This window comes from Flammeovirgaceae bacterium SG7u.111, assembly GCA_034044135.1.
In the GTDB taxonomy this organism is placed as follows: domain Bacteria; phylum Bacteroidota; class Bacteroidia; order Cytophagales; family Flammeovirgaceae.
The window spans coordinates 3419179-3438789 of sequence record CP139021.1; the positions used below are offsets into that span (position 1 = coordinate 3419179).

A 19611-nucleotide genomic window follows, 5' to 3' on the forward strand; every position below is an offset into this window, starting at 1 on the left:
TTTTATTATAAAAGGTGAAACCAGTGACTAAAGAGATAGGTTGACGCCAAATGAAATCGTTCTGGTCAGTGGGTAATTGTTTGTCCAATTATCAGAACCTCTTGAACTATAACTCATCTCAGGATCCCACCCGAACCAATCTGTGAAAGTGTAAAGGTTTCTACCTGTAGCATATACAGTTAAGCCCTTAATTTTATATTTTTCCAAAAGAGTGTTAGGTATATTATAGCTGAAAGTAACATCTTTGATTCTAACGTAGCTATAATCTTCATTGAAACCATATCCTCTATAATTTTTATAAGCAGACAATGAAGGCCAGTAGTTACTTGGATTTTCAGGTGTCCAATATTGGAAACCATCAGGCAAGTTTCTTCTACCTGCTTCGTCGGCATAAGTAAGGTCTCTGTTTGACCTCAAGCCACCTTGTGAAGTCTGAAGGAAAATCCTTAGGTTGAAGTTTTTATACTTAAACGTATTAGTCATACCACCAATCCACTTAGGATCTGTTCTGCCAAGAATTACCCTGTCATCAGCAGTGATTTGCCCATCTCCATCTTGATCTTTGAACTTCAGGTCGCCAGGTTTTGCTACAGGATCAGAAGATGCTGCATCCTCCCCTTCTTGCCAAATTCCTATTTTTTCGTAGTCATAAGCTATTCTCAATGGCTGACCTATAAACCACCTGTTACCAACATCATCTTGACCATCACCGTAGAGTTCTACGATTTCGTTTTTAAAGGTAGAGAAGTTTAAATTAGTTTCCCAAGTAAAGTCATCGGTACTGACATTGACGGTATTAAGGGTGAATTCAAAACCAACATTCTGCATTTTACCCAAATTATCCCACACATTGGTATAACCAGTGATCCCAGGCAAACTTCTCCTTAGCAAGATGTCATTTGTGACAGTTTTGTAGACTTCAATAGTTCCATTTATTCTACTCTGGATAACACCAAAGTCTAAGGCAAGGTTAGAGCCTGTAGTAGTCTCCCAATTAAGGTTGGAATTGCCAAGTTTGTCATACAAAACTCCAGTAAGGGCGGTGCCACCAAACGGATAACGAACAGTTGCAGCCGTAGAGGCTGTTTGGTATACACCAATTGCTTGATTACCAGATTGACCGTACGAGAACCTAAGCTTCAGCTGATCTAACCAAGAAACATCTTGCGCAAATGCTTCGTTAGCAATGTTCCATCCTAAAGCCATTGATGGAAATAAACCATACTTATCTGTATTTGAACCAAATGCAGAATATCCGTCTCTACGTGCAGTCAAGGTTAGCAAGTACCTGCCATCATAAGAATAATTAAGTCTGCCCATTTGTGAAAGCAATGTATAACTATTGCTATAAGAATCAGTACTTTGAGATGTGCCTGCGCTTAGTTCTTTGTAAGATAAAGCATCGTTGATAAAAACCCTTGAAGTAGCATAAACGCCCATATCACTTACTTCTTGGGCACTATAAAGGGCGGTAACATCAAAATGGTGTTTGTTTATGTCTTTTGTATAGGTAAGGATGTTTTCAACAACCCAGTTTAAATTTTCCCAATTGTTTATATTGGCTGTTCCGCTGTTATCATTGTTTTGACGACCACTGTATTGTGAAAAACGGCTTAACTTGTAGGTATAAGAAGCATTTAATTTGTACTTCAAACCTTCAATGGGAGTTATTTCTGCATATCCAGTTCCTGTAAGGTTTCTTTGTCTGTCAACCCTATCCACTGAAAGCCCTAACAATGGGTTTTCAAATAGCTGCTCAGGAGCCATCGGGTAAATTATATTATTACCATCTTCATCCGTCGGCACAGAATAAGGACTCATAGCAGTAGCTTCAAGTAAGTTGACTCTACCTCCATCTGAATTATTTTCGGCAAAATATGCAGATGTACCAACTTTTATAAAAGGATTTATAGTGGCATCAATGTTGGTTCTGAAGGTAGTTTTCTTAAACTCATAACCCTTAATAACACCGTCTTGCGATAAGCGAGAGCCCGAAACGTAGTATTGCAAATTATTAGTACTACCTGAAATACTTAAGTTATGCTCTGTCAATTTGCCAGGTTGCGTTGCCAAGTCTAACCAATCACTTGTAACACCGTTGTTATAATTTTCAATCTCAGCAGCATTTGGAAGAACAGTAGTTTGATCAAGATCATTTGCTTCCATAAAGTCAGCATATTTTTGGACGTATTGATCAGGTCCCATAGGAGTCAGCTTATTTGCAATACCTTCAAAACCGACATACCCATTGTACCGGATGGTAGGTTTGTTGTCTAAAGATGATCCTCTCTTGGTAGTAATCAAAATAACTCCATTTGCACCACGTGTACCATAAATAGCTACAGCAGATGCATCTTTCAAGATTTCGATTGACTCGATGTCATTCGGGTTTATATCATTTGTTACGCCAAAGAATGGCACACCATCTAGTACGATGAATGGGCTAGTATTCGCATTGATCGAGTTTACTCCCCTAATCTGAATATTGGCAGAACTACCAGGAACTGATGAAGTCTGCGTGATATTCAAACCTGCTGTAGTACCTTGAATAGCTTGTAATACGTTTGTTACAGGTAAGTTAGAGAGCCTTTCCTTAGGAACCGATGCTACAGAACCTGTAATATCAGAACGTTTTTGCGTACCATATCCAACAACAATTACTTCCTCAAGTTGAGCCAAATCGGGTAATAACGATACGTTAATTTGAGTTTGCGTGCCTACAACAACTTCTTGGGTAACAAAACCGATATAGCTAAACTGTAAAACTGCACCATCAATTACATCTAAAGAAAATTCGCCTTCAATATCCGTAGTGGTTCCAGTTGAAGTGCCTTTAACTATAATACTTACTCCTGGAAGCGGTTCCCCATCTTCTTCCGAAAGAACTCGACCAGTCACTTTTTGTTGGACCACGTCAAAATCGCTCTTTTCTTCTACATAAGCTAATGAACTATAAGATGGAGAAACGGAAATATTATCGTTTATCCTTTTAAAAGCCAAGCCTGTTTTACTTGAAACTTTACCTAGAATAAATCCTAGTGACTTATTGTTGAATTTGAAATTGAACTTCGAGTCCATTTGCTGATTCAATTCACCTTCAAAATAAGTAAACGCAAATCCTGTTTTGTGTTCAATTTCTTGAAACACCTCTGTCAAACCTGCCTCATCTACGTTGAGGCTTAATTTGATTTCATAAATCGATCCTTTCTGTCCGAGAGAGTCTTCAGGCATTAAAAAACTAGATAAGAATACCTGGATCAACACTCCATAAAACATGTACTTTGCCATGCCCCAAATTTGAAGTAATACTTTTATTTTCATATTTTTGGTTATTAATGGTGTAAATCATTATGTCTAGATCAACTTGATATTCAGTTCTCGCCAAAGTATTGATTTATCAAGTTGGTTTTTTTTATGGGAACTACTCCCCTAGCCTATTTCAGCTGCTATTGAATTTGTAGGTTTTCATATTATTTTTATGGTTAGACAAACACTTTTTTTCTTAATCTCAGGTTACTTTATAATCACTTTTTTGCCCTTTATCTCAAAGTCAAATTTCCCAGCAAAACTGATATTTTCAAGAACCTCTTCAAGAGATTCATTCTCAAAACGTCCTTTAAAGCTTTTTTTTGAGGAAATATTCCCTTTCTGAACTATGAATTCTACTCCATACCACTGCTCTAACTGATCAACTAATTCATTAAAATCTACATTCTCAAAAAACAGTATGCCCTTACTCCATACTATTTCATCTGGAGAAAAAGTTTTTTTGACAATACTATTTTTCTTTTTGTTATAAACACCCTTATCGCTTGGCTCAAGCAATAACTTAACCTCTTCACCATTGCTTACTTCTACGAGACCTGTCACCACAGAAACTTTAATATTATTTTCATCTTTGTATGCTTTGACGTTAAAAGAAGTTCCTTTTACAGTAATGTTAAGTTGTTGGGTATGAATAATAAAAGGGTGACTTTCGTCTTTAGCCACATCGAAAAATGCCTCACCTTCTAAAAACACTTCTCGAATATCCTGTGTAAACCTTTCTGGAAATTTCAACTTGCTTTCAGCATTTAAAATAATAACCGTGCCGTCAGAAAGCTTTATAGTTCTTTTCTCCCCTATCTTGTTCTCTCTGCTTATTTGGGCAACATCCTCTACTTCCACGTTCTTTGGAGGCAAAAGGTAGAAGTGATAGTACCCCAGCATAAAAAGTATTGCGGACGCGGCGACTTTAGCAAATAAGCTGAAATTAAAATATCTCTTTTTGCTATGTCCAAGTACTTTTTCTTCTTTAAAAATATTCTTATCTATTTCTACCCAAACCCTATTCATAGAGCCTTTATTTGCATACTGCTTATGTTTCCAGTACTTTTCCATCTTCGTAAAAGCATTCTTATTCTCTTCTGATTGAACCTTCCATGCTTCAAGTACCTTCTTTTCTTCCTCGTTGAGGCTGTCTTCGGAAAAAGCTTTTATCAGAATCTCATCTATATTCAACATTGTAGTTAATTCTAAGTGTAAAGAACCATTTATTTGACATAGAGGAATACATAGCCTATTTGTTGCTCAAAAGGATTTTTCCTGATACTACAAATGGTTATCAAACATTTGATTGTCTCTTCAACTATAGGACTAAATTTTTAGAAAGATAGACTACTTGTTAACTAAAAAAAGCAAAAGGTTTTGCAACAACACGAGTAAAGGAGCAAAACGCATAATGTTTTTGAATGAAGTTTTGTGGGAATTTTGTTGCTTTGCAGCCATGGTCAAGTATTCTCGAATGCGTTTTACAGCTTTCAGTACTTGATTTTTAACCGTAAATGGAGAAATTTCAAGTATCTCTCCAGCTTCGGCATATGTCAGATGGTCCTCTTTTACCAATAAAAATGCGTTTTTGCAGGCTATCGGGAGTGTATCTACCACTTTGTCAATTTCATTTCGCAGCTCTTCGGCAAAATAAGAGCTTTCAGGAGTGAAATTTTCAATGGCAAAATCAAAATGAGACTCATCTAACGACAGATGGGCATTTTTTTCTTTTAAAGACTTTTTAATGATGGTAAGTGAAAGGTTTTTCACCAATACATACAGATAGGTATCTAGGTTTTTAATTTCAAGGAGTTTGCTTCTATCGATCCAAACTTTGGTAAATACCTCAGAGACCACTTCTTCGGCCAACTCTCTTGATTTTAAGAAGCGAAGAGCAAATGAAAATAATTTTTCGAAATAAAATTCATAGAACTGCCTGAAGGCAATTTTATCATTTTTATTAGCTATTCTCTTCTTGATAGTAATTAAATCATTCATTTTCATATTATTTAATTGATGCGAAAAGAAGAGGAGACAATCGCATGCAACTAGCACAATTTACAGAAAATTATTGCTAATTAAAATCAAAATTGTACTAATACATGTTAGAAATCAACTTATCAATCATATTTGATAAGTTGCACATTACCATTTTTGAAAATTACCTTTACGGTATTTCCTTTTTGGGGCTTAATACTTTTTACAATATCAAGCTCATCATCCGCCCAAGGCTCCCCAGCAGGTTTCCATAACATCAACGTAGCCAATACTTCCTGCTGCTTTGAGGTTGGCTCATAGTTTTTGCTCAAGTTCATGATGGTACTTTCCTCGGTTTCTGGGTGTAAGCCACTGGTTGTAATAGTTTCAGCACTGTCCCACCCTGAAAGTGGAACAAGAGCTAATTGGTATTCACCATTTCCAATGATTTGCACCTTGTATTTTCCCACTTTCCGCTTTTCTTTATGTATAAAGTTATTGATGTGAGGTAGTGCATAATGCCCTAACCTAAAGTGGGTTGATGACTTGCTGTTCAATTGATCAACTCGGAGGATACCATTTTTGAGGGGAATGTCAGCAAGCTTGAATAATACATCTTTATTGCTTTCTACCTCCAAATCTCTGTAATATACTCCTTCATCAAATTTTTTGAACGTATACAATCTTCCAGCTTCCCAAGCTACTTTGCCTTCTTTGAACAAATAGTTCATGGCAACTTCTCCATTTTCCCCATCTGCTTGCCACGGAAAGGCGCTGCTGTAGGATAATCGATTGTAGTTTTCGCTGCCTCGGAATTTCTCCCATTGGTTTTTCAAAGGAACGTTACACCAAGCTCTTATTTCCGATGCTCCTATATTAGTATAATCAGTCACAAGGATTTCTGATTTTTCAAAAAAGATATTGTTTGCCTCATCAGGGCTAAGCTCTTTTCCCCATGCACCTTCAGTTTCAGTAGCAGTCCAAAACGGGCTGTCCTCAGGTGTGAGCAACCCTAGGAAAACTTTTCCCATCCAATAGACACTTCCCCTACAACTGTAGTACTGCACAGCTGGGTCAAATTCTCCATAAAAGCCGAGGGTAGGCACGCCGTCTTTCATCATGAGCGGATGCTGCAGAAACTGCTGCAATACTCCCGAAGAAATCCGCCTATTCCATCCCCAATTGGCATCCATTTCAGTATAATAACCCATAAGTGGAAATGGCACTACCGAACCAATACGGTAACTTATACTCCTGCCCCACATTATCATTTTGCCATCTTGGCTGAACATGTGGCTGTAATTTCCTTTTAACTCCTTAAAGTTTTCGATGAACTGGTCTGCTATTTCAGGAAAATGTTTTTTGCCGTATAGCTCTGCCCACAAGCTACCATACATTTGAAACGCCCACATACTATAGTAATCATAAGCAGGGTTGTCGTTGTACCAGCCGTCACCTCGGTAGTGATCCAATGACTTTTCAAGATACTCCTTGAGCAATGTTTCGTTTAATTTATAACCTTGTTCTTTGAAAAAACTCAAAATGAAAATATTAAAGAATTTCCAGTTCGACGGAACAGTTGGGCCATCGGCATAACTTATCATTTTCACTGCCAATGAGTCTTTTTGAGCTTGCGTTAGCGGTTCCCAAAGTATTTCTGGAATAGCGGATAGGGAAATAGCTAACGCTCCAAATTCTACTAGTATTTGTGAAGGACCAGCTTCTCTTTTTTTATTTTTTAAAAAAGAAGGGCTTTCAGGATTGAGCAATTGTAAAATTTGGTGGCGATAGTAGTCTGCTACTTTTATATTATTAAAAGTAAGGTCAGGATTTTCACGTAAAATTGGCGCAGCAATAAACAACGTCCGGCAAAGGCCTTCCAGTTTCTCAATTGGTATTTGTGAAGCTTCTCTTGGGTAACTCCTACCTTCGAGCTTAGGGAATTTCATTGGATCATCTATTCTTTGGATATAACCAAATGCTCCTTCCAAGACATAATTAGCTGCATCTTTCCAATGTTCACGAGTCATGCCGGTATACGGGCTTTTGTCATAATCAGGGTTTTCTATTTGAAAAATAGGTTGCCCGCCATACATTTTATAAACTTCAGATCCGGCTGATAAAAATGCCCCAGTGCCATAAACTTCAGATTTATCTGGCCAGGCACTACCTGGAGCCGCTCCAATAGGCTGCACATATCCCAACATCCCTTCTTCTGTAATATAACTCACTAATGCACTCCATGCTTTTACCACTGCTGGTTCATATGTAGCTCGATCGAGTACGCCATTATTAATTCCCCACGCTAATCCGAATGTAAAAAATGAAGTGCCACTTGTTTCAGGAGTAGGATATTTTTCTTGCCCCAACAAACTCATAGCCCAGTGACCTTCAGGAGTCTGAATTTCAAGAAGCTTTTTCGCCATTTTTTTATAAATGCCTAAAACGTATTTATATTCTTCCGAATCAGGCTCATATTCATCCATCACCAAAGTAAGTCCGCCAAACACCCAACCATTCCCTCTGGCCCAGAATATCTTATGCCCATCGTCATCAAGTCTACCTTTGAAACTCCCATCCCTGAAGTAAAGGTTTTCTTCTTGGTCAAACAAGTGTTCAGTGGTAGCCTTGTATTCTTTTAGCATAAAGTCAGAATACTTTTTGTCACCTGTTATGCTAGCCAACTTAGCCCAAACGGGAGGCGCCATAAATAGTGCATCGCACCAGCTCCACCTATCTTGGTTGTTAGGAGATTCCCATATTAACGTTGCCGGTGAGGGGTTGTCCAATATATAATCGAAACTGTTTTTTGTGCCTGCAAGCATTGCTGTATCACCGTACTTGCGATACAGCTCCAAATACATTTGACCTACCGTATGGTCATCAGCCATGTATTTGCGTTCGTGAAGCTCCCAATTCCCCTTCTCTCCTATTTCCCGAAGCCATTTGTAATAAGTATCAGTTGGAGCCATCGCTGCCCATTTGGTCATTCCCACATAGAGAGCTCCATTGGTCCAATCTCTTATATGGTGTGGGCTCTTGTAACTATAAGAATCACGGAAATGATCAATTTGCCAATCAGCTACTCTCTGCATTTCCCTGCGTACCGATGTGGGGGTGATAGTTTGAGCAATGGATAGTTGAACCCAACAAAGCAATATGGCTAAGGTAAGAATGGTAAGTTTTTTCATATCATATAAAGTGTATAAAATACAAGAATTGATGCAAGGTGTGATTTAACATGTAAATTCTGTAGCTTTATTGCTGCTTAACGGTACTTGTAACGGTTAAATAGGAGGGTTAACTAATTGATTTACAATACAAAACTCCTTCGTCTTAAACTTTAAATTACTTGAAACAAAATGCTAAGCAAACAAGATAAATTAAAATCGTTAGCTAAAGTGATCAATAGTACTACCTTTGCCCACTCACCTACAAGTAGTGCGCTGCTCCAATTTTTAGTGACTTCAACAATAGAAGGTCAGTATATAAAGGAGGCGACTATTGGCATAGAACTGCTTGGCAAAAGCTATGATCCTGAAAAAAGTAATGCCAGGGTAAGGGTAAATGTGTATAATCTTAGGAAAAAATTAAATTCTTATTACAAAACAGAAGGTAAAAATGACCTATGGCTAATCACCATAGAAAAAGGGCAGTATTTGGTAAGTTTCGAGCCAAGAAATGACAATACATCTCTTCCACCAAATGATAAAAACAAACACTACAAATATTTATGGTCTACAATTGCCATTTTGATACTTCTTCTTTGTTATACAACCTTCAAGCCTTATTATACTCCTACTATACCCATTTGGAGTTGTTTTTTTAAAAACCACCATGCCACTACGCTTTTTATTGGCGATTTTTTTGGGATAATGGGAAAGACATCAACGGGTAGCACAGGCTGGAATAGAGATTATAATATAAATAGCTTAGAAGAGTTTTATGCTTTCTGTGAAGCCCATCCGGAACTAAAAAATGAGATTTCTGCAGCTAATTACAATTATGTTACAGGAATGAGTGCAATAGCTACCAAACACCTGACAAAACTTTTCGCTAAGCAGAAACAAGACTTTTTAATTCGCTTTACAAACACTTCTCATTATCAGGATATAAATGCGGGGAATGCTATTTATGTAGGGGCAACAAAGAACAATAATAAGTTTATTGGGTTATTTAATGATCACAACAAGCATTTTGATTTTAAAAATGATACACTGATTTACCATTCTTCCTCACAGAATAATGATACTTCTTTTTACTTCGACAGCATGGCTGGTGACTCAGAATATGCCTTAGTTGTAAGTCAAAAAGGTGCGGATGATACCGAACAGTTAATGTTCTTTTCTAATCATGATATGGGTGTGATGGCAACCGTAGATTATTTTACCAATACAGATTCTCTTCAAGTTTTTGCCAACACATATTTGGTTGACAAGCCATATTTTACCGCTCTTTATCTAGTAAAAGGAAAAGAGCGGACAAACATGGAATTGGAAATGGTCTTGATAGATATAGAACCATAAAAAAACAGGAAAGCCTTATGCAAAATGCTTAAGGCTTTCTCATTTATATGTAAATATGAAGATGTTCTTAAATTAATTAACAGGTTCGATTCCTTTTAAAGTAGGTTTCACTTGAATGATTGAGCCATCTTCGGCAAATTTCAATTCATCAATGCAAACCTCTCTGTGGAAACCCGCTGACCTGCCCATCGACTTCCCTTTTGGGTAGGTGAACCGATGGTAAACTATATACCATTCGTCTCTGCCTGGAAGTTGAATCACAGAATTATGCCCTGTGGCAAAGATTTCTTGTTCAGCATCTTGTGCTATGACAATGTTGTTTCCAGGGATGGTAAAATCACCCATAGGGGACGTCGCTGTTGCATAGCGAACCTTGTAATTCGGGCTGCGTGTATCATCTTCCGACCACATGAAGTAATAAGTGCCGTTGCGATAAATCACATACGCCCCTTCTCTGTAGGTTTGATCAGGCGTCAATAATTTCAATGTTTCTTTTTTGAGTGAAACCATATCATCGTTAAGCTCTGCGGCAGCCATGTAGCCATTGCCCCAATACAAATAGCTCTTTCCAGATTGAGGGTCGGTAAATACATCAGGGTCAATTTCTTGCCCTCCTTTAACGCCTTCTGGTTTCCAATCTATCAATGCCTTGCCTGAGTCTACAAATGGACCAGTTGGATTGTCCGCCACTGCCACCCCTACTTTTTGGGCTGCCGTGAAATAGTAGAAATACTTGTATTCCCCATCTATTTCCTTCTCCACTATGCAAGGCGCCCAAGCATTTCTATTTGCCCAAGTAACCTCGCCTTCCTTTTTTAAGTCTAGAATGATTCCTTCATCTGTCCAATCAACCAAATTATCTGAAGAGAATACTTTGAAGTAATAACCGCCCCAGCCATTGAAGCCATCTGAAGTTGGATATAAGTAGTATTTTCCCGTTTTTTCAGCATACAACACATCTGGATCTGCATAGTAACCATCAAGCACTGGATTGTGATCTACCGATACTTCTACAGTACATGGTTCTGGACTTTTACCTTCAACGCTCACCGTATATTCCACTCCTCCATCTGAAAAGTCTTGCGGCCCTTTAGGGTTGATTACAACTGTAGGAAAAGAAGTGAACTCAGGATCGAATTGCGTTAAATCCGTGCCGTTTTTTACGGGCAATTTTATTTTTCGTTCTTGTCCATTTTTTACAATATTCAATTTTTTGATAGAAGACGAAGTTGCATCAACTAACGGATCTTCAGGACTTTCCCACTTTTGAATAAGTAATTTCAGCTCACTATCTGTAATGGGCAAAACTGTTCCGTGCCTTGGGTGGAAATTCATGGAAATATTCTCGTCTATCACTGCAAACTTTTTCAGATCACTACTTTTTGTAAACTGGTAGCCACCTTGTGTATAGACATCGTACATCAAAATCCACTCTTCAGAATTGTTTAATTTGAAGATCCCACTTCCTTCCACAGGGTTGGTTTCTGAATCCACACGATCATTACTCACCAGTTCATAACCTTCCGTAAGCTTGTCTGAAATAGCTAGTTTGATTCCCGGCTTTCCGTCTTCAGCTTTGTGGAAAAGATGGAATTTCCCGTCTTTATAAATAATATCTCCATCTATACAAGCTTTGTTATTGCTGGTCGCAGGAGGGAAATAAAGCTGTTTAGGGAGTGTTTCTAGCGCAGTAAAATCCTCATTTGCATAAGCATAATAAATTTTATCAGGATCTTCTTTCTGCTTCATAGAAAAATAGATCATGTATTTTTTTACTTCCTGATCGTAGATGGTTTGTGGAGCCCATACCCTCCAAACATCGCCAAATTCTTCAGGGAAAGTCTCAGGGATATTTATTTTAGAAGAAGTCCAATTGATTAGATCAGTTGATTTCAATAAAACCATTGCATAGTTTTTCCAACCCATTTCTGGTACATAAAGGTCAGTTACCACCATGTAAAAATCACCATCTGCACCTCTCAATATATGCGGATCACGCACACCGCCCGATGTACTGATTTCTTTAGAATCTATAATTGGTTTGTTATTGTTGAGCGCTCTATAATGATACCCGTCTGTACTCACCGCAAAATGAATAGCTTCTTCACCAGGTGCATTCCCTGTAAAATAAGTGAATAGGTATGCAGTAGTTTTCTCTTCCACTTGTGTGCAGCCTGTAAATACGGCAAATGCACAAACTAAAGCTAGTAAAGACCTTAGTATTCGAGAATTTGTCATTTTCATATTAGTTTTAGGGTTTTGTGATCTAAATAGATTTTGCTCGGATTACGGTAAAAGAATATGCCGGAATCTTGTATTCTAGGTTGTCTGAAATTTGAATGTTCTTTTCTATTGGAATTACGGTTTCGTCTTTTGGTTCACCTTCCATGATAGTCAAAACCCCTTCACTTTTTAGCTGAAAATCGCTCAAATCAATTGTTGAACTAACCTCAACTGGCAAAAGGTTCACTAATTTGATAATCAAATCTCCAGAGTCCTCGTCTTTCACTATGGAGACGCCAACACGTTGTTCGACTTTATTGTCTCCCGCTGATAAATCTACAAAAGATGGGATGTATTGCGTACCCACATTTTGGCCATATAGTTTTTGTACATAATAATCGACTGTTGGTTTTACTTCCGTATTGTTGAAATAAATAAGGTCAGGAGTCCAACTCATATGTTTTTCTTTGGCCAATAAAGGAGCAAATGATGTCATTGAAACTATATCTCCATTTCGCTCTACAGCAGTCAAGTATAAGGCTTCACATAAAGAAGTTTCTATGTTCATCCTTCTTCCACGAGTATGGGCTGCGTACTCTCCTAAATAGACCTTAGGCCCATTGCGGTCATATTTGTCGTAGAAATCTTGATTGTTTATAAACCATCCTGGAGGTTGGTAATAGTGCTCATCTACTATAGGCACTTCCAACTTCTTAGCCAATTCCCAACCTTGTTCGTAATCCGTTCCTCTATAAGTCGGCCCCACAGTGCCAATTACCACTATCTCTGGGTACTTTTCCTTGATCGCATCATAGATCATGGTAAAGCGCTCTTCAAAGATATCGGTGATCAAATCCTCATTTCCCACACCAAGGTATTTTAAGTTGAAAGGTTCAGGATGCCCAGCTTCAGCTCGCTTTTTCCCCCATTTGGAGTTCTTGTCTCCATTTGCCCATTCTATCAAATCTAACACGCTCTGCACATAATCACCCATCTCTTCCATAGGAATTCCACATTGTTGCCCATGACCTCCGGTCGCAGAATTTTGACAAGGCACACCCGCTGCAACAACTGGCAATGGAGCTGCTCCTAAATCTTCACAGTACTGGAAATATTCATAATAACCCAATCCTGCAGTTTGGTGATAATGCCAAATATTTTTTTGGGGCACTCTGCTCTCCAATGGACCAATGGTGTTTTCCCAACGGTAAATATTGTCTAACCCATCACCATGTGCAACACAACCACCTGGGAATCTGATGAATGTAGGATTCAGATCAGCTATTGTTTGTGCAAGATCTGCACGCAACCCATTTTTCCTGTTCTTGAACGTATGCTGAGGAAATAAGGAAATCATATCCAATTGGATTGTTCCAATTATTTCAGGAACTACTTCTAATGTAGCATTACTCGCAGTTTCAACTACTTTGATGATAGTGCTTTGCTTTTTCCATTCGCTTCCTATTTTATTTATCTTGCCCTCTCCCAGTATTTTTCCATCAACAACTAATCGGATTTTTAGCGAACCTTTATTTCCTTTGGCTGTTTTGACAAAAATGGAAAAATCATATTTTTTGTCTTTTTCTACTGGAATTCCATCCCAGCCTTCATTTGTGAGGGCAACACCTTTTTCCTTAATGTCAAGCACGGCAAAATGCCTATTATTTGGGTGGATAGGGTTAATTGTATCGATGTTGAAAGTAGCATTTCCACTTACAGTCCACGCCTTCTTGCTTGTCCAGGTTTTGTCTCTATTCTCTTTTTCATTGAGGTTGTATTCGAAGTCTCTGTTTTGAACTAGCTCTGCATAAAGCCCACCATCGGCAGCATAGCTGATGTCTTCAAAAAATATCCCGATGAGCATATCACTAATCCTTTTGGACTCATCAGACTTAGGGGTGATTTTAGCTTCTAGAGGTTTGAGGTTGGCAAACTGCATTGGATCATCTGTCAAAGTTTCCGCCCTTTCACTGTTGTGAAATTGCATCCACTCATAATTTTTAATGAGTTTATCCACCAAATCCCAACTTACTTTTTTTAGTTGCCCCTTGTGTTTTTTCCCATTAATCAACACTTCTTTTCGAACACTTAAGCGATCATTCTTTGGGTAAGACTTGGTTGCAGTATAGGTTTTGAAATCTTTAGTAGTAGCTGAAAAGTATCCTTCTTTTTCTCCTCCTTCGCTTTTCCAACTTATGAGGAAGTGATCACCTTGTTGGGTGACTTCAGGTTCCATAAAATTACCCGATGCCATTACTTGGGGGTAAGATTGTCGCCCCCATTCATATAAGTTGGAGGAGGTAGTATGAGCAAACTGCCCCGCATCCGAATTTAGTTGCCAAATGCAGTGCCAAGTCCCAGATTCTTCTTGAAACAAGTAAGGCGAGAACATCCTTTTTTGTGCTCCCCATCTTCCAAAATCGGAAAATAAAAAGCAGTGTTCTGGACCTATGGCATGCCAGTTTGTTTTATCAACACTCCAAGCCAATGTCAAGCCACTTCTTCCTTCATTGACTGAATAAGCAAACACAAAAACCGAATCTGCATTTCTTGGTGAGGAAATACTATTTCCTACCAGCAAAACCAACATGAAAATTGTCAAAACTCCTTTTCGCATCATTCTTCATATTTATTAATGTAGTATTTACATTTATAAATGTACAAACTTTTAAATTCTAAAGAAATATATAGCAAAATAAATGTTTAGGACTGAAGGTTTGAGGTAGGTGGATAGCTGTTTTTTGCATAAAAAAAGAGCCTTATAAAGTATATATAAGGCTCATTGGATTTATTTTTTTGACTATGCTCTCAAATTTTCGAAAAGTCGTAGTCGTCTAAAAACTTGGTCGTAAAATGTCCACTCTGGAACTGTTTATTGTCCATTAAGCTCAAGTGGAATGGAATTGTAGTTTTAATTCCTTCAATCACAAATTCTTCCAATGCACGTTTCATTCTTTTAATTACATCTTCACGTGTCGGTCCCGACACGATTAGCTTGGCAATCATAGAATCGTAGTTCGGAGGAATAGTATAACCTGTATATACGTGAGAATCTACTCGAACCCCCACGCCTCCGGGCATATGAAGCGTTGTTATTGTTCCTGGACTCGGTCTAAATCCGTTCCTTGGGTCTTCTGCATTGATCCTACACTCCATAGCAAACCGCTTTGGGTAGTAGTTTTTTCCTGATATTTCTATTCCAGCAGCAGCCTTTATTTGCTCTTTTATAAGGTCATGATCCACCATAACTTCTTCTGTAACAGGGTGTTCTACTTGAATTCTGGTATTCATTTCCATAAAATAGAAATCACCATGTTTATCGACCAAAAACTCAATAGTTCCTGCTCCTTCATAGTTTACAGCCTTAGTTCCAGCAATCGCGGCCTTGCCCATCCTTTCACGTAAATCGTCATCAACGGCAGGTGATGGAGCTTCCTCTACCAACTTCTGGTGTCTTCTCTGAATAGAGCAATCCCTTTCCGAAAGATGACAAGCATTACCATGGCTATCACCAAAAACCTGTATCTCTACATGCCTTGGTTCTTCCACGAACTTTTCAAGGTACAAGCCATCGTTTCCAAAAGCCGCACCAGACTCAGCTTTTGCACTGTCCCACGCTTTTTTGAAGCCACTCTCTTCTTCCACTATCCTCATTCCTTTTCCACCACCACCAGCAGTAGCTTTCAAAATAACAGGATATCCAATTTCTTTTGCAATCAACACTGCTTCCTCCATGTCATCCACTACCCCATCAGACCCAGGGATAGTCGGAACTCCAGCTTTTTGCATAGTTGCCTTTGCCGTAGCCTTATCACCCATAGAACGAATCATTTGGGCAGAAGCTCCTATGAATTTGACATTGTATTCTTCGCAAATCTCAGAAAACCTGTCGTTTTCGGCAAGAAAACCGTAGCCAGGATGGATGGCATCTGCATTGGTGATTTCTGCAGCAGCCATGAGTCTTGGAATGTTCAAATACGATTCTGAGCTGACAGCAGGACCAATACAAACGGCTTCGTCAGCAAACCGAACATGCAAGCTGTCTTTATCTGCTTTAGAGTAAACAGCCACCGTTTTTATCCCCATCTCTTTACAGGTACGGATAATTCTGAGGGCTATTTCTCCCCTGTTTGCAATTAATATTTTTTTAAACACGATAATTAGGTTTGTAATAAAATTTGACCAAATTTATTAGGAAGGATCGACCAAAAACAATGGTTGGTCATACTCAACAGGTGTTGCGTTATCTACCAAAACTTTCACGACTTTGCCAGAAATTTCTGACTCAATTTCGTTGAAAAGCTTCATGGCTTCGATAATACAAACGACTTTACCTGCACTTACTTGGTCGCCTACGCTTACAAAAGCATCGCTATCTGGATTAGGAGAATTGTAGAAAGTACCGATCATTGGTGATTTGATCGTGATATAATTATTGCTTTCAGCAGGAGGTGCTGAAGGAGCAGCGCTTTCAATTGGAGCGGCAGCAGGCTGGGCTACTGGCTGAGGAGTGGCAACAGGTTGCTGCGCAACTACTTGTTCTACTACTTGAACGCCATCAGATTTATGCTGCTTAATGATGTGAAGTTTAATCTCATCTGTTTCGATATTCACTTCTGCCAATCCAGAGCTTGATATAAAATCAATTAATTCTTTAATCTCTTTTGCTTTCATAATTAATTTCGTGTAGTTTTTTTTAACTCTTTCCCTTCTATTCTATAATCAATAAAACAAGTTATTCTTTCACCCTTTCCGAGTAAGAGCGAGTACGCGTATCAATTTTTATAAGAACATCTTGGTCCACAAACAAAGGGACTTGGATTTCAGCTCCGGTTTCTAAGGTAGCAGGTTTGGTAGCATTGGTCGCCGTATCTCCTTTTATACCAGGTTCTGTGTAAGTCACCCTCAAATTTACAAATGGGGGCAATTCACAACCCATCACTGTTTCTTCTTCTGCATGGACGATCACTTCTACTTCTTGCCCATCTTTCATGAGGTCGGCATTTGACACCAAATCCTCTTCTATGCTCATCTGCTCATAGGTTTCGGCATCCATAAAGTGGTACCCCAAATCATCCTTGTAAAGGTATTGGTATTTTCTCCTTTCAATCCGAGCTGTGGTGATCTTATGTCCGGCAGTGAAAGTGTTGTCGATTACTCTTCCGTTGCTAAGGCTTTTCAGTTTTGTCCTTACAAAAGCAGGACCTTTACCTGGCTTTACATGTTGAAACTCCACAATTGTATATATGCCGTGGTTGTATTCAATACATAAACCGTTTCTAAAATCTGCAGTAGTTGCCATAATTAATTTACTATAATTGATTTATGATATTTCGAAAAGGTATTCTATTTTGGATCATAAGCCCATTTCAGGTAAAGCGAGCCCCAAGTGAAGCCGCCGCCAAATGCAGCTAAAACTAAATTGTCTCCTTTCTTAAGTTTGTTTTCGTAGTCCCAAAGGCACAATGGAATAGTAGCAGAGGTGGTGTTTCCATAGTTTTGAATATTGAGCATAACTTTGCTGTTGTCTACTCCCATCCTGTTGGCAGTTGCTTCAATAATTCGTTTGTTAGCCTGGTGAGGTACCAAATAAGCTACGTCATCGCCGGTTAAGTTGTTTCGTTTCATGATCTCTTCTGCTGCATCGGCCATGTTGGTCACAGCAAATTTAAAGACCGTCCTCCCCTCCTGATGGATAAAATGCTCTCCATTATCCACAGTTTCGTGAGATGCAGGCCTCCTACTTCCACCAGCTTTCATGTTCAAGAATTTCTCTCCAGAACCATCTGTTTTCAAGTAAAAATCTTGAATGCCGAGCCCACTTTCGTCAGGCTCTACCAAAACTGCTGAAGCTGCATCACCAAACAAAATACAAGTAGTCCGATCGGTATAATCGACTATACTAGACATTTTCTCAGCGCCTACTACCACTACTTTTTTGCATCTCCCTGTTTCTATATATTGAGAAGCATTAGAGAGCGCAAACAAAAAGCCTGAGCAGGCGGCGTTCATGTCGAAGCTAAATGAGTTGGTTGCTCCTACTCCATTGGCTATAATATTTGCCGTAGCAGGGAACATCATATCTGGTGTAACTGTGCTACAGATGATCAGATCTATATCTGCAGGATCTGTATTGGTTTTTTCGAGCAAGTTTTTGACCGCTCTTATTCCCATATAAGAACTGCCTTTGCCTTCTCCTTTTAATATTCTTCTTTCTACAATTCCGCTTCTCTCACGAATCCATTGATCATTCGTGTCCACAAGCTTTTCAATTTCCTGGTTGGTAAGCACATATTCGGGCAAATAGCTTGCTACTCCCGTTATGGCTGCTTTTAGGTTGTTCATCTGATCTAAAAAAATGTTTGTTTTGTTTTTGAAAGCATATGCTGTCCGAAACTGTTTTGCGTCTGCCTTTATCGCACTTTAACAATACATAAAGTCTGTGAACTGCTGCATGGTTTCCAAAAACACCTGTTTAATCATGTTCGTAAACGGTGCAAAGTACAACAGGAATGGCTTAATCTCCAAATTGAGCTGGGATTATCTGCCTGATTTTGGCTTCGCAATTTAGAAAGAAAAATGGTGGTTTTTTAACAAAACATTAATCTAATGAGCACTTAAAGCTGAAAGACAAATGTTTATGTTGGGCAAAATGACAATAAAACTAGTCCACAAAAAAAGAGAAGCCGAAACTTCTCTTTTTTTAATGATCTGAATGTCGGTAGCTTATACAGCAACTTCTTTTTCCATCACAACTTTACCTTTGTAGTACAACTTACCTTCTGACCAGTGAGCATGGTGGAAAACATGAGTTTCACCAGTAGTTGGGCATGTAGCCAACGTAGGCAAAGTAAGTTTTTGGTGCGTACGTCTTTTATCTCTTCTTTGCTTGGAAATCTTTCGTTTAGGATGTGCCATTTTATTCTTACGTTTTTTGTCTTAATTAAAATTTCAAGTTTTTCAATTTATCCCATCGGGGATCAGTATTGGGCTCTTCATCTTCCGAATCACCAGCCGTGTTACTATCTTTATCTGTACTAAAAAACAGCGGTTCGCTATCTTCAGCATATTTTGGATGAATCTTTTTTGCCGGCACGCACATCATAATGAAGTCGTACAGGTACTGGGACAAATCAAGTTCGTATGTCCCCTGTGGTATTACAATGATCTCATCAGACATCTCTTCAAAGCTTTCCCCAAACTTGAAGAACAACTTTTTTTGCGTTTCGATCATAAAATCAAAAGGCTCAAGAGACCTGTCACACAAAAGCTTTACAGTTCCTTTAATGTCAAACCTTGTTTCGAGCATGGTAGCAGAGCTTACTATTTCGGCTTTCGCCTCTAGCTTCCCCCCTTCTACCAAATCTGAACCAAAGTGTTCAAAAAAACTATCTTCTATATCGAAAACAAATTCCTTTTCAGCTTTTGTTTTGAATACTATATTTACAATAAACTCTTTCAAAAGCGCCTCCTTTGATTTTTCAAGCTGCAAATTTAAAAATTATTTATTTTTTCTGAGCATGAATTTGTGATATTTTATCATTAAATCACATATTGCCCGAATAAACTAAACCCA

At 38.6% G+C, this 19611-nt stretch carries 13 protein-coding genes; 1 reads left to right on the forward strand and 12 read right to left on the reverse strand.

Annotation, left to right across the window (positions count from 1 at the left end):
- Positions 1-27 precede the first annotated feature (27 nt).
- From R9C00_13265 to R9C00_13280, 4 genes are all read right to left on the reverse strand, one after another.
- The gene (locus R9C00_13265) at positions 28-3321 is read right to left on the reverse strand and encodes a TonB-dependent receptor (GenBank protein WPO38426.1); all 3294 of its coding nucleotides are present in this window, start codon (positions 3319-3321) and stop codon (positions 28-30) included.
- Positions 3322-3513: 192 nt separating this feature from the next.
- Positions 3514-4380, reverse strand: coding sequence for a FecR domain-containing protein (locus R9C00_13270; GenBank protein WPO38427.1), 867 nt, complete (start codon positions 4378-4380; stop codon positions 3514-3516).
- A gap of 276 nt (positions 4381-4656) precedes the next feature.
- Positions 4657-5307, reverse strand: a complete 651-nt coding sequence (locus R9C00_13275) for a sigma-70 family RNA polymerase sigma factor (protein WPO38428.1) — start codon at positions 5305-5307, stop codon at positions 4657-4659.
- A 122-nt stretch (positions 5308-5429) separates the two neighbouring features.
- Complete coding sequence (locus R9C00_13280) at positions 5430-8477, reverse strand: DUF2264 domain-containing protein (protein ID WPO38429.1); 3048 nt, start codon at positions 8475-8477, stop codon at positions 5430-5432.
- A 171-nt stretch (positions 8478-8648) separates the two neighbouring features.
- On the opposite strand from R9C00_13280, the gene R9C00_13285 reads away from it, so the two are divergent.
- A complete protein-coding gene (locus tag R9C00_13285; protein WPO38430.1) occupies positions 8649-9812 on the forward strand; it encodes a helix-turn-helix domain-containing protein in 1164 nt (387 codons plus the stop codon).
- 72 nt (positions 9813-9884) lie between these two features.
- On the opposite strand, the gene R9C00_13290 is transcribed toward R9C00_13285, so the two are convergent.
- The 8 genes from R9C00_13290 to R9C00_13325 form a co-directional block, all read right to left on the reverse strand.
- Positions 9885-12056 carry a family 43 glycosylhydrolase gene (locus tag R9C00_13290; GenBank protein ID WPO38431.1) on the reverse strand — a complete coding sequence of 724 codons (2172 nt, stop codon included), beginning with the start codon at positions 12054-12056 and terminating at the stop codon, positions 9885-9887.
- Positions 12057-12078: 22 nt separating this feature from the next.
- Positions 12079-14655: an alpha-L-arabinofuranosidase C-terminal domain-containing protein gene (locus R9C00_13295; GenBank protein WPO38432.1), complete on the reverse strand. Its 2577-nt coding sequence runs from the start codon at positions 14653-14655 to the stop codon at positions 12079-12081.
- Positions 14656-14843: 188 nt separating this feature from the next.
- Positions 14844-16190 carry an acetyl-CoA carboxylase biotin carboxylase subunit gene (gene accC / locus R9C00_13300; protein WPO38433.1) on the reverse strand — a complete coding sequence of 449 codons (1347 nt, stop codon included), beginning with the start codon at positions 16188-16190 and terminating at the stop codon, positions 14844-14846.
- Between the two features lie 36 nt (positions 16191-16226).
- Entirely contained in the window at positions 16227-16709 is a 483-nt protein-coding gene (gene accB, locus R9C00_13305; protein ID WPO38434.1) for an acetyl-CoA carboxylase biotin carboxyl carrier protein, read from the reverse strand.
- 61 nt (positions 16710-16770) lie between these two features.
- Entirely contained in the window at positions 16771-17337 is a 567-nt protein-coding gene (efp, locus tag R9C00_13310) for an elongation factor P (protein ID WPO38435.1), read from the reverse strand.
- A gap of 44 nt (positions 17338-17381) precedes the next feature.
- Positions 17382-18380 (reverse strand): beta-ketoacyl-ACP synthase III, encoded by a 999-nt coding sequence (locus tag R9C00_13315; protein WPO38436.1) that lies wholly within the window; start codon positions 18378-18380, stop codon positions 17382-17384.
- Positions 18381-18761: 381 nt separating this feature from the next.
- Entirely contained in the window at positions 18762-18953 is a 192-nt protein-coding gene (gene rpmF, locus R9C00_13320; protein ID WPO38437.1) for a 50S ribosomal protein L32, read from the reverse strand.
- A gap of 25 nt (positions 18954-18978) precedes the next feature.
- Positions 18979-19497: a DUF177 domain-containing protein gene (locus tag R9C00_13325; protein ID WPO38438.1), complete on the reverse strand. Its 519-nt coding sequence runs from the start codon at positions 19495-19497 to the stop codon at positions 18979-18981.
- Between the last annotated feature and the right edge of the window lie 114 nt (positions 19498-19611).

Bases quoted from the DNA above. Each gene is read 5' to 3' on its own strand.
- R9C00_13280 (WPO38429.1), bottom strand. From the start codon at position 8,477: ATGAAAAAACTTACCATTCTTACCTTAGCCATATTGCTTTGTTGGGTT.
- R9C00_13315 (WPO38436.1), bottom strand. From the start codon at position 18,380: ATGAACAACCTAAAAGCAGCCATAACGGGAGTAGCAAGCTATTTGCCC.
- efp (WPO38435.1), bottom strand. From the start codon at position 17,337: ATGGCAACTACTGCAGATTTTAGAAACGGTTTATGTATTGAATACAAC.
- R9C00_13270 (WPO38427.1), bottom strand. From the start codon at position 4,380: ATGGAAAAGTACTGGAAACATAAGCAGTATGCAAATAAAGGCTCTATG.
- accB (WPO38434.1), bottom strand. From the start codon at position 16,709: ATGAAAGCAAAAGAGATTAAAGAATTAATTGATTTTATATCAAGCTCT.
- R9C00_13265 (WPO38426.1), bottom strand. From the start codon at position 3,321: ATGAAAATAAAAGTATTACTTCAAATTTGGGGCATGGCAAAGTACATG.
- R9C00_13295 (WPO38432.1), bottom strand. From the start codon at position 14,655: ATGATGCGAAAAGGAGTTTTGACAATTTTCATGTTGGTTTTGCTGGTA.
- R9C00_13290 (WPO38431.1), bottom strand. From the start codon at position 12,056: ATGAAAATGACAAATTCTCGAATACTAAGGTCTTTACTAGCTTTAGTT.
- rpmF (WPO38437.1), bottom strand. From the start codon at position 18,953: ATGGCACATCCTAAACGAAAGATTTCCAAGCAAAGAAGAGATAAAAGA.
- R9C00_13285 (WPO38430.1), top strand. From the start codon at position 8,649: ATGCTAAGCAAACAAGATAAATTAAAATCGTTAGCTAAAGTGATCAAT.
- R9C00_13275 (WPO38428.1), bottom strand. From the start codon at position 5,307: ATGAATGATTTAATTACTATCAAGAAGAGAATAGCTAATAAAAATGAT.